The organism is Streptomyces sp. N50, from assembly GCF_033335955.1.
Lineage (GTDB): Bacteria > Actinomycetota > Actinomycetes > Streptomycetales > Streptomycetaceae > Streptomyces.
The window spans coordinates 522,763-534,070 of sequence record NZ_CP137550.1 but is presented as its reverse complement, the minus strand read 5'-3'; the positions used below and the strand labels follow the sequence as shown (position 1 = coordinate 534,070).

The 11,308-nt window shown below is 70.3% G+C and carries 10 protein-coding genes; 8 read left to right on the top strand and 2 right to left on the bottom strand.

The features are described from left to right. Window position 1: 1 nt before the first annotated feature. Window positions 2-1,606 (bottom strand): multicopper oxidase family protein, encoded by a 1,605-nt coding sequence (locus tag R2B38_RS46935; protein WP_318022322.1) that lies wholly within the window; start codon window positions 1,604-1,606, stop codon window positions 2-4. A 147-nt stretch (window positions 1,607-1,753) separates the two neighbouring features. Between R2B38_RS46935 and R2B38_RS46930 the strand changes: the two genes are divergently transcribed. The 8 genes from R2B38_RS46930 (at window position 1,754) to R2B38_RS46895 (ending at window position 9,040) form a co-directional block, all read left to right on the top strand. After that, window positions 1,754-2,944 carry a sensor histidine kinase gene (locus tag R2B38_RS46930; protein ID WP_318022321.1) on the top strand — a complete coding sequence of 397 codons (1,191 nt, stop codon included), beginning with the start codon at window positions 1,754-1,756 and terminating at the stop codon, window positions 2,942-2,944. Further along, window positions 2,941-3,621: a response regulator transcription factor gene (locus R2B38_RS46925; RefSeq protein WP_318022320.1), complete on the top strand. Its 681-nt coding sequence runs from the start codon at window positions 2,941-2,943 to the stop codon at window positions 3,619-3,621. The genes R2B38_RS46930 and R2B38_RS46925 overlap by 4 nt, the downstream gene beginning before the upstream one ends. A 28-nt stretch (window positions 3,622-3,649) precedes the next feature. Continuing rightward, the gene (locus R2B38_RS46920) at window positions 3,650-4,183 is read left to right on the top strand and encodes a hypothetical protein (RefSeq protein ID WP_318022319.1); all 534 of its coding nucleotides are present in this window, start codon (window positions 3,650-3,652) and stop codon (window positions 4,181-4,183) included. Window positions 4,184-4,372: 189 nt separating this feature from the next. Beyond that, window positions 4,373-6,061, top strand: a complete 1,689-nt coding sequence (locus R2B38_RS46915; protein ID WP_318022318.1) for a hypothetical protein — start codon at window positions 4,373-4,375, stop codon at window positions 6,059-6,061. 49 nt (window positions 6,062-6,110) lie between these two features. Continuing rightward, window positions 6,111-7,868, top strand: a complete 1,758-nt coding sequence (locus tag R2B38_RS46910) for an FAD-binding protein (RefSeq protein ID WP_318022317.1) — start codon at window positions 6,111-6,113, stop codon at window positions 7,866-7,868. Continuing rightward, entirely contained in the window at window positions 7,865-8,497 is a 633-nt protein-coding gene (locus R2B38_RS46905) for a LysE family translocator (RefSeq protein WP_318022316.1), read from the top strand. Before R2B38_RS46910 ends, R2B38_RS46905 begins: the two co-directional genes overlap by 4 nt. Next, window positions 8,494-8,616: a hypothetical protein gene (locus tag R2B38_RS46900; protein ID WP_318022315.1), complete on the top strand. Its 123-nt coding sequence runs from the start codon at window positions 8,494-8,496 to the stop codon at window positions 8,614-8,616. Before R2B38_RS46905 ends, R2B38_RS46900 begins: the two co-directional genes overlap by 4 nt. A gap of 37 nt (window positions 8,617-8,653) precedes the next feature. Next, window positions 8,654-9,040, top strand: a complete 387-nt coding sequence (locus R2B38_RS46895; RefSeq protein WP_318022314.1) for a hypothetical protein — start codon at window positions 8,654-8,656, stop codon at window positions 9,038-9,040. A gap of 115 nt (window positions 9,041-9,155) precedes the next feature. On the opposite strand, the gene R2B38_RS46890 is transcribed toward R2B38_RS46895, so the two are convergent. Continuing rightward, the gene (locus R2B38_RS46890; protein WP_318022313.1) at window positions 9,156-11,174 is read right to left on the bottom strand and encodes an ATP-binding protein; all 2,019 of its coding nucleotides are present in this window, start codon (window positions 11,172-11,174) and stop codon (window positions 9,156-9,158) included. Between the last annotated feature and the right edge of the window lie 134 nt (window positions 11,175-11,308).

Sequence of the window (11,308 nt, the reverse complement as noted above, 5' to 3'; positions counted from 1 at the left end):
TTCAGCGCGTGGTCCGGAAAGTGGCCATCATCGCCATGTCCTCGTGTTCGAGGTTGTGGCAGTGCAGGAGATAGCGGCCCGCGTGGTCGGCGAAGCGGATCGCGACGTCGGCGTACTGCTTGGGCCGCAGATCGATGGTGTCCTTCCACCCGTGGTCGCCGGGACCGAGCGGTCCGCCGTTGCGGGAGAGCACCTGGAAGGGCGAGAGGTGGATGTGCACGGGGTGGTAGGCGTCGGTGGCCAGGCGCCAGATCTCCACCTCCCCGAGGCGGGGGGAAGCGTCGACGCGACGCGGGTCGAACGCGCGGCCGTTGACGACCCAACCCGCCGCGTCCGTGCCCATGGTGGCGACCCTGCCCTTGCGGAACATCCACGGCCGGGTCGTCGCGGACGTCGTCGACAGGGCCTCGACGGTGGAGAGTCGGGCCGGGATCCGGCTGTCGTCGGTCGCCCTGCGCGCGACGACGAACCGCATGACCCGTGAAGTGCCGCCGCTGCCCGCCCTGTTGGTGAGCGTGACCCGGGTGCCGACCGGGTAGCGGGAGAAGTCGACGATCACGTCGAACCGTTCGGCCGGCGCGATCGGGAGGGTGGTGTGCCGTAGCGGTGCCGCCAACAGCCCCTGGTCCGAGCCTATTTGGGTGAACGATGTGCCGCCCGGCGGTACCGGGTCGAGGGCGAGTTCGTAGCGGCGGGCGTTGGAGGCGTTGAGGAGGCGGAAGCGGTATCGGACCGCGTCGACCTCCAACTCCGGCCAGGGCGCCCCGTTCACGAGGATCACGTCACCGGCCGCGCCCGCCATGTGGTCGGCGTCGACACCGGGCATGCTCCTCAGGTCCGGATCCATGGCGGGGTAGCGGAACGCGCCGTCCGCGTCGAACGCGCGGTCCGCGATCATCAACGGGATGTCACGGTCCCCGCGCGGCAGCGGCAGGGCCTGCTCCTCGTCGTCGGTCAGCAGCAGGAACCCGGCCAGCCCGCGCCAGACCTGGGGACCGGTGAAGCCCATCCGGTGATCGTGGTACCAGAGCGTCGCGGCCCGCTGGTCCAGCGGATAGGTGTAGTCGCGGGTGCCGGTACTGGCGGTACCGCCGACGGCCTGCGCCGCGAAGGCCGCACCGCCGGTGGCGGGCAGTACGAGGTCGGTCGGGAAACCGTCGCTCTCCGGCGGGGTGTGCCCGCCGTGCAGGTGCACGACGGTCGGTACGGCGAGGTGGTTGCGGTAGCGCAGCACGGTCCTGCGGCCACGGCGCGCCGCGATCGTCGGCCCCGGGAAGATCCCGTCGTAGCCCATGATCGTCGTCCGCGGACCGGGCAGGATCTCCACGCTCGCCTCCCGTGCGGTGAGGTCGTAGAAGTCCGTGTCCGCGGTGCTCCGCGACGGCCGTTTCACCGGGGGGACCGGCAGCGGCGTGGTGAACGGCTTCGGCAACTCGGCGGCGGAGGTGAGCGTACGGCCGCCGAATTCGGCCCCCGTCGCGCCGGCGGCGGCCGCGTCCGACCCCGGCGACTTGCACCCGGCCGCCGTCCCCAGTGTCACGGCGCTGCTGAGCGCGGCCATGGTGCGGAGAAAGCGTCGGCGCTCGGGTCCAGGCAGTTCGGTCATGGCGCAGACGATGGGGGACACGATCCGTCGTCCACGTCGTCCGGACGCGGTGGATCCGCCGTACCGCGGACGCGGTACACGGACCCCGGGGCCCGTACCGTGCCTGGACGACGTGGCTGTGGCCGGCCCTCCGATACGGTGCGGCCCATGGCTGACTACCGGTTGTCCCGCTTCCGAGGCCGCGTCACCTCCCACCCGCAGGCCGCCGATGTGGCCTTGGGCCTCCTGGTCGTCACCGTGATCCTGCTCGCGGTCCGTGCCGGGCGCCCGCTGGGCGCGGAGGATCTGGCCGCCGGTGCGACGGCGTTCGCGCTGATCGCCGCCCGGCGCAGGTGGCCGCTGCCGGTCTTCGGGGCGGTCACCGCGGCGAGCGCGGCGTTCAATCTGCACGCCGCCCTCGTCGGCCCGCTGCTCGCCGCGAACGTGATCTGCACGTACACCGTCGCCTCCCGGACCGACCGGAGGACCGCCGCGGTGACGGGCGCCGTCACCGTCGTGACCGTGTACGTCGCGGTCGTCATCGGCGCAGGCCGGACCTGGACCGATCCGCAGAACGCCGCGATCCTCGTGTGGGGCGTCCTGGCCGTCGTCGTCGGCGACGCCACCCGCATCCGCCTGGCCAACCTGGACGCCGTCGAGGTGAGGGCCCGGCAGGCCGAGCACAGCCGCGACGAGGAGGCTCGCCGCCGGGTCGTGGAGGAGCGGCTGCGCATCGCCCGTGACCTGCACGACGTCGTCGCCCACCACATCGCCGTCATCAACGTGCAGGTCGGCGTCGCCGCCCATCTGCTGCGCGAGCGGCCCGACGCCGCGGAGGAGGCACTGGCCCACGTCCGGCAGGCCACGCGCACCGTACTCGCCGAACTCTCCACCGTGCTGGACGTGTTGCGCTCCGAGGAGCAGGACGCCGGGCACGCGGCCGCCACGACCGAGCCCCCGCCGGGGTTGAGCCGACTGGCGGCGATGCTGGACTCGCTGGCCGCGGTCGGTCTGCGGGTGGAGCACCGGCAGGAGGGCGAGGCCCGCCCCCTGCCCTCCGCGGTCGACCTCGCCGCCTATCGCATCGTCCAGGAATCCCTCACCAACGCGCACAAACACGGCAGCGAACCGGCGGCCCGGCTGCGGCTCGACTACACCCCGGCCGGTCTCGGGATCACGGTCGAGAACGCCGCCGGCCGCCCGGTCCCGGACGCCGCCGGCTGCGGCCACGGCCTCATCGGCCTGCGCGAGCGGGTCAGTTCGGTCGGCGGGCGCGTACGCACCGGACGCGACGACGGCCGCTTCACCGTCGACGCCTTCCTTCCCGCCGCACTCGACCGACAGGACACCCCCACGTGACGATCAGAGTGCTGCTCGCCGACGACCAGACACTCATCCGGGCCGGCTTCCGGGTCCTCCTCGACGCCGCGCCGGACCTGGAGGTGGTAGGCGAGGCGACGACCGGCCGCGAGGCGGTCGAACTCGCCGGCAGCACCCGCGCCGACGTGATCCTCATGGACATCCGGATGCCGGACCTCGACGGCATCGAGGCGACCCGGCTGATCACCGCCGACGAAGACCTCGCCGGGGTACGGGTGTTGATCCTCACCACCTTCGAACTCGACGAGAACGTCCTGCGCGCGCTGCACGCCGGCGCGAGCGGATTCCTCAGCAAGAGCGTCGAACCGGCCGACCTCCAGGAAGCCGTGCGGGTCGTCGCCCGAGGGGAGGCCCTGCTGTCGCCCAAGGCCACCCGAGGCCTCATCGCCCGCTTCCTCTCCCAGCCGAACCCGGGCCCGCTGCCCAGCCCGGTCCAACTCGACTGCCTCACCGAGCGGGAGCGCGAGATCATGGCCCTGGTCGCCGCCGGGCTCTCCAACGACGAGATAGGTGAGCGGTTGTACGTCTCTCCGCTGACCGCCAAGACGCACATCAACCGGGCGATGATGAAACTGGGCGCCCGCGACCGCGCCCAACTGGTCGTCCTCGCCTACCGGAGCGGCTTGGTGAGCCCCGGCGACCTTCCGGTGCTGTGACGGTGGGACGGATCCGAGGAGGCATGGCATGGTGCGGCGGACTGACTCAGGGCTGGTGGTCCGGCGTTTCGGCAGCGCCTTCGCGATCGGCGTGGCCCTGGCCGCCACCTCCGGATGCACGGTGCCCGTCGACGCCGTGGCCGGTATCTCCGTGACCGGCGACGGCCATCTGCTCGGCGTCATGATGGTCTGCGGGCATCACATCGACGGCGCGACGCTCTACGTGGACAGCGACGACGTCGACAAAGAGGTGACGGTCGGTTCATGGACCGCCGACCGCTCCCTCACGGCCGGTCTCACCACCTGGACCCTCGACTCTCCATCCGCCGGCTGGACCGCGACCAGACCTCTCGAACCGCTCACCGCCAAGACCACCTATGACCTCTACGGCTGGACCGAGGACAACTCATGGTCGTCGGGCGACGTCTCCTTCACTCTGACCGACAGAGACCGGCTCACGCCCGGAACGGTCCGCTACGACGACGTCTCGGACAGCGGCGACGAGTCCTCTGTCACCGTCCCCATCGCGGAGTTCAAAGCCAAGGCCTGCGAGAACGACTGACCTCACGGCGCCACGCGCCGGCCGGAAACCCACAAGGGCACGACCTGCGGCGGGAGTCGAGGACCCCGGGCTCTCGCGAGCGGGGCAACCCCGCGGTGGCCGGTCCGCTCAGTGGAACCGGGCGTGACAGGGCCGGCAGGGGGCGATGACGCTGGGGCGCTCCTGGTACCGACTGTGGTGGGAGACGTCGTGGAGATGGGCTTGGAGCCGGTGGAGGAAGTCGTCGGCGTCGATGGTCGGTTCCAGTGGGAGTTCCCGCCGCCCGGCGGTACCGGACCCGACCCCGGTCCGGGTGCTCGCTCCGGCTCCGCCGCTCTGTCCGTCTGGTACTTCGCCCTGCCGCTCACCTCCGCCCACCGCGGTGGCCACTCCGGCGGCGGTGCCCTCGTGGACGGCGTCGACGGTCAGGAGCGGTACCGGAACGAGGGGACGGTCTACCCGCACTCCGGTCTGGTCGAGATGATCACCTACCAGGAGCGGTACCTCCCCGAACTCCCCTGGAAATACCTGGACTTGAGCCATGTCCCGTGGGACGACGTACGTGCCGCCATCGCCGCGGATCCCCCTGACGTGGCGGCGTTCACCGTCTACACCGCCACCGCACTGTGGGCCTTCATCGTCGCCGCGGAAATCAAGCGGGTGAACCCGGACGCGGTCGTCGTGTTCGGCAACGACCACGCGGGAATCCTCCATCGCGAAATACTCACCGGCCATTACGGCCACCGGCTCGTCGATTTCGTCAGCACCGGCAACAACGGACCGTTCACCATGCTCGGCCTCCTGTACGCGTTACGAGGGCAACTCGATCTGAAACGCGTCCCTTCCCTCGCCTATCGCGAACACCGCGGGGTCGTGAACCAGCCCGCTCCCACCTATCCACTCGACCGCCGCATGCTCCCCGACTACGCACTCATCGAGGATCAGCTGGAGCGGTACTACGACAAGGCCTTCGACGTCTGGTACGCCCATCACTACGACCTGAAACGCATGGTGACGCTCCCTCTGGACGCAGGATGCACCTGGGGAACGCGCCCGGGGCGCCGGTGCAAACACTGCTCGATCCAGGGGCTCACCCCGAAATTCGCCCGGATGGACACGATCGTTCCCGCACTCGAAAAGGCGGTCGGCGGCCTCGGCGCCAATGTCTACGCCGCCGGGGACTCCACTCTCGGGTTCTCCCGGGCGCAGTGGTCCGGCGACATCGGCTACCTCGACGAACTCGCCGAACACTGCGCCGCCTCACCGGTTCTCCGGGACCACCGGTTCCTCCTCGCCTACGGTCTGGTCTTCGAGTTCCTCCAGTCGGCCAAGCTGTGCCAGGGCTTCGTCCGCACGTGGAACGTCGGCCTGGAGGCCTTCGACCCGAAACTCCTCAAGGGCGACTCGAAGGGCATCAACAAAGGACCCGACCGGGTTTACGAGGCGCTCGAACTGGCCCAGGAGCTGGACTACAAGATCTACGCCTCGGGAATCCTCGGACTACCCGGTACCACCCGGAAGCAACTCCACGAAGAGGTCGACTCCTGGCTCTCCCTCGCGGAGACCTATCGGGACACCATCACCACGATCTCGGTCGCGGCGCCCGGTGTGATCCCGGGCTCGCGGATGTACTGGGAGAGCTTCCGATCCCACCCCGAAGTGCGCGCCGCGCACGGCGAGATCATTCCGGCCCGGCGCCTCACCGAGTTGTACGTCCACGAGAACACAGAGGTCGAACTCGCCGACGTGGAAGCCGCGATCGCCGACATCGGCCGGGGCGTGATCGCCCTCGGCCGGGAGCGCGGACACATGAAGTTCGGCGGCTACATGCTCGGCGGAGTCGACGACGACGAGGCTGCCGAGCGACGACTGCTCGACGAGATCTGCGCACAGCTCTGACACGAGCGACGGGCTCACGAGGCCGACGACACCGGTGAAGGCAGGGAACATGACCGCGAACACGACCGTGAATACGGCTCGGACGACGTCCGCACCCGCAGCGTGGGCCTCGCGTGTGATCGTCGTCGGCGCCGGTGGCGCGGGCCTGGCCGCCGCCATCGAGGCCGCCGCCGAGGGTGCACACGTCGTCCTCGTCACGAAGGCCGTCTACGAACACGCCCGGCACCGCTGGGCCTCGGCCGGCGGCTGCACCTGGAAGACCCACGCCTTCAACGCGGCCGTCGCGCCGGACGACAGCGTCGCGGCCCACATCGAGGACACACTCGCGGGCGGGGCGTACGCGGGCGACGAGGACATCGTACGGACGCTCTGCGAGGGCGCGTTGGGCCTGGTGGAGTGGCTGGAAGGCCTCGGGCTGCGCTTCGAGAAGAGCGGGGACGGCCGATTGGCCACGCGCCCGTTCGGCGGCAACGGCGCGCCCCGTGCCGTCCATCTGGAGGACCGGCTCGGCTTCCACATCCAGCGTGTGCTCGGCGGACGACTGGCACGACTCGTCCAAGAGGGCCGCGTCGAGGTCCGTTCCGGACTGCGGGCCACGGACATCCTGCTCGACGCCGACGGAACCGTACGTGGACTCCAGGTGCTGTCCGTCGAGAGCCTCGAAGTCCTGGAGATCGCCGCGGACTCCGTGATCCTCGCGGACGGCGGCGGCACCTCGATGTACGCGCCGTCCGCCGCCTCCACGGACAAGACGTGCGACGGTCTCGCACTCGGCCTGCGGGCCGGCGCCGAGGCCATCGACATGGAATACGTCCAGTTCCATCCCACCGGGCTGGCGTCGGACGTACCGACGTACGACGGAATGCCGGTCGAGGAAGCCGTACGGTTCGACGGCGCGACCCTGCTCAACCGTGACGGCGAGCGGTTCATGCTGCGCTACGACCCGCTGGGCGAACGGGCCACCCGGGACAAGGTGTCGCGCGGTGCGTACCGCGAGATCATGGAGGGGCGCGGTTTCGCGGACGGCACGGTCCAGCTGGATCTCGGTGCCTGCGCGCATCTGATACCGGAGCGCTATCCGGCCCTGTACGAACGGCTGTGCCTGATCAGGCCCGGATTCGGTTCGGCGGAAGCGTCGGTACTCGCCGTACGCCCCACCGCTCATTTCCTGATGGGCGGACTCCGGACCGACAGCACGGCCCGCACCACGATTGCCGGCCTGTACGCCGCGGGAGAGACCGCGGGCGGGGCCCACGGCGCCAACCGGCTCGGCGGGAACGGCCTGTCGGAAGCCCTCGTCTTCGGGCGCATCGCCGGTCGGCACGCGGCGGTCCTCGGCGGCGGTACCGGGCTGACGGAAGAGCACATCCGGGTCACCGGGCCCTACCGCATGGACGTCTCCCCGAGCGGCGCCTGCCCCGAGGCCCTGCTCCAACTCCTGCGGCGGGAGATGTACTTGAAGGCCGGCCCGATCCGTACGGCCCGTGACCTCCTGGCGATGACCGACACGGTCGCGGCGCTGGAGGAGCGCCGGGAGAAGCTGGACATCGCCTCCGGGCCCCGGGCCGCGGGCCAGGTGCAGACGTGTCTGGACCTGGACAACCTCCTGCTGGCCTCGCGGTTGATCGTCGAGTCCGCGCTGCTGCGCGAGGAGTCGCGCGGAGCCCACTATCGCGAGGACTTCCCCTCGACGGCCGCTCACATCACCGGCAACGCCGTCGCGCACGACTCCGGGGAACTCACCTGGAAGCCCGTTCACCGGGGTGGCGCCCGGCCTTCCGACGCCGGCGCGGAGCACCGACGGTGAACCTGGGCAACGGGATCAGCGTGGCCGCGATATCCCTCGGCGTCGTGATCACTCCCGGGCCGAACATGATGTACATGGTCTCGCGGAGCATCGCCCAGGGCCGCCGCGCCGGGGTGGTGTCGCTGGGCGGGGTCGCGGCCGGCGCCCTGGTCTTCGTGGTGGTGACGAACCTCGGCCTGACGGCCGTGCTGAGAACCGTGCCCGTGCTGTACACGTCCTTCAAGATCGCGGGCGCCGCCTACCTGGGCTGGCTCGCCTGGCAGGCCTTCAGATCCGACGGCGCGTCCGTCTTCGCCCCACGCGAGATGGCGGACACCTCCACCCGCCGACTCTTCGCCATGGGCCTGGTCACGAACCTCCTCAACCCCAAGATCGCCCTGCTCTACCTCTCCCTGATCCCGCAGTTCGTGGACATCCGGGCGGGCCACGTCCTGCTCCAGGGCTTCGCCTTCGGCGGCATCCAGGTCGCCGTGAGCGTGTGCGCGAACCTGGTCATCATCTTGGTCGCGGGCACCCTCTCGAATTTCCTTGTCCAGCGCCCCACTTGGCTGCGGATACAGCGGTACGTCACGGGAGCCGCGCTCGGCACGCTCGCCCTGCTGCTGGCGACGGACCAGTCGCAGGCGTGACGAACCGGCAACACCTTCCGCACGGCACGGGCGTGAAGAAGGGCGCAGGGGCGGCCGCATCCCGTACGCACACCTCCGAACCACCCTTGCGCGCCCTCCTGTTCGAGGCCGAGCACTGATGAGCTCGTCGTCCGAACAACTAGGGGGGAAATGGACATGCGTCATCGTCTTGCGCAACGGCTCGCCGTGCTGTGCGCGTCGGCCACTCTGCTCATCGGGGCAGGTCTGGTGGCCGGACCGGCGGCTCAGGCGTCATCCTCGTCGCTCAGTCCATGCTGGCATCCGTACGTCTGCGTGTACTCCGTGTACTCAGGCCGTCTGGTCATGGTGGGCAGCTACAAAGACGCGGGCTACTGGCAGTCCTTCCGTCGTCACGACGTCACGTACGCCTCCAACGCCCGGCACTCCGGTGTCGCGTACTTCCACTACAGCCGTGGCTACACCAGCTGCGTCGAACCGGGACGCCGGGCCAATCTGAGCATCCCGTCCTACGGCTACGTGAACGGTATCCGCATCGCCGGCGACTGGCGCTGCTACCCCTGAACGGCGTGTGACCCATCGCGGAAGCCCGCACCGGACAGGAGCAGATGCTCTCCCCTTGGCTTCCTGCGTGGCGCACGGCAGGCTCCCGCTCGCCTCCTGACCGCGAAGCCCGCGGTCAGGAGGCGAGCGGGCCCTGCATCACCAGGGCGAGGCCCTGTTCCGCGTCGTCGTTCAGGGCGTTGGTGAAGGCCTTGTCGTAGGCGTCGTCGCCGACCGACTTGCGGGCCTGCAGTTCCCACTGGTCGCGGACCTCGGAGAGTTCGGGGGTGCCGTGGTTCGGGTGGCCGAGCATGCGCCAGAACGTGTTCCCGGTGCCGGACGTGCGCGCGGCCGCGATGCCGTTGCCCTGGACCGCGTTCGCCCCGGTGAGGAGGTCGAGCGCGAGGGCGATGCCGAGGTTGTCGTTGAGGTTGTGCTTGCTGGTGAGCATGGCCCGGGCATGCAGTTCGGCGTCGTGCGCGCGGCCCTGGAGCAGGTCTATGAAGGCGAGTTGGTGGAACGCGTACGACCGGGCCCAGTGCTCGCCGTACCGGACGCTGAGCCGGCGCAGGGCGATGGCCGCCTCGTAGGCCTCGGCCAGGCGGCCCAGCGCGGAGTGGGCGAAGGTCCGGATCACCATGCAGCACAGCTGCGGCGCGCCCGACGGCGGCGATGTGCCGTGGCTGATCAGCGCCTGGTCGCACACGTCGTACGCGGCCTCGGGTCGGCCCGCCATGAGGTGGGTGAGCCCGAGGGTGTGGGCGGCGAAGAGCTCGGACTGCGGGGTGCCGTCCTCGCGGGCCGCCTCGGTGCACTCCTCGCCGACGCGCAGGGCGGTGCCGTGGTCGCCCTGGAGGGTGAGCGTGATCCCCAGGGCCCACTGCGCGCGGGTGCGGGACGGGCCCCTGGGGGTGTCGAGGGCCAGGACGCGTTCGAGATAGTCGCGGGATTCGTGGAGGTGCCCGCAGCACGGCCAGAACAGGCCCGTGCGGCCCGCCATCTCGACGGCGGCATCGGGATCCGCCTCGATGAGGTGGTCGAGTGCGGCGCGTACGTCGGCGTGGGTCGCCGCGATCCGCGCGTACCAGGCGACCTGCTGGTCGCTGAGCCAGCCGGCCTCGGCCTCGGCCAGCATCGCGGCGAAGTGCGCGGCATGGAGCCGGGCGAGGACCTCCTCCTCACCGAGTTCCGCGAGCCACATGGCGCCGTACTCGCACAGCGTGTCGAGCATCCGGTAACGGGTGCCGACCTGTTGGAGGACCGACTGGTCGACCAGCCGCTCGAGAAGCCACGGGATGTCGTCCGCGATGAGCGGACCGCCCGCGCAGACGGACTGCGCGTCGCCCACGTCGAGGGGACCGCGGAAGACGGACAGCCTGGCCCACAGCAACCTCTCGAGCGGCGAGCACAGTTCATGACTCCAGCCGATCGCCGTACGCAGCGCTCGGTGCCGCCGAGGCCACACCGTCTCGTCCACCAGCGTGTCCAGCCGCGAACCGAGACGCTCGGCGATCTCCGCGAGGCTGCTCTCCCGCAGGCGCGCGCAGGCGAGCTCGACCGCGAGCGGGATTCCCTCCAGGCGCCGGCAGATGGCGTCGACGGCTTCGGCGGAACCGGGGGAGTCCAGGGACAGCGCGGGCGCGGCCGTGGCACAGCGCTCCCGGAACAGCCGTACGGCGTCTTTGCTGCCGCCCTCCTCCATGGAGAGCGGAGCCACCTCGACGCGGTGCTCACCCCGGACCCCGATGGCCTGTCTGCTGGTGGCGAGCACGGTCAACTGGGGTGCCGCGGCGAGGAGTTCGCTCACCAGGAGCAGGCAGGAGGCCAACACGCGTTCGCAGCAGTCGAAGACGAGAAGGATCTGCCGGCCGGTCAGCCACTCGCACAGCGCCTCGACCGGGGCGCGCGGATTGTGGTCCAGGAGATCGACCGCGTCGCAGACCGTCGCGGTGAACAGCCGGTCGTCGTAGAGGTTGGACAGGTCGACCCACCAGACCCCGTCGGCGTACTGCCCCCGGACCTGCTCCGCGACACGCAGCGCCAGCCGGCTCTTCCCGACCCCGCCGCCACCGGTGAGCGTGACGCATCGCTGCCGCGCCAACGCCGTTCTGACCGTGTCGAGTTCGCTGTCGCGGCCGACAAAGCTGGTCGTCATCACTGGGAGGTTGCCTAACACGGTCCCATCCTGCACGGCCCGGACGAGCGTCTAAACCCCCTCATCGGAAACGGTCACAAGTGATCGGGGTTGGCAACAATTCGATCGGACGGTTGTGGTGGCCGACGGAGTGA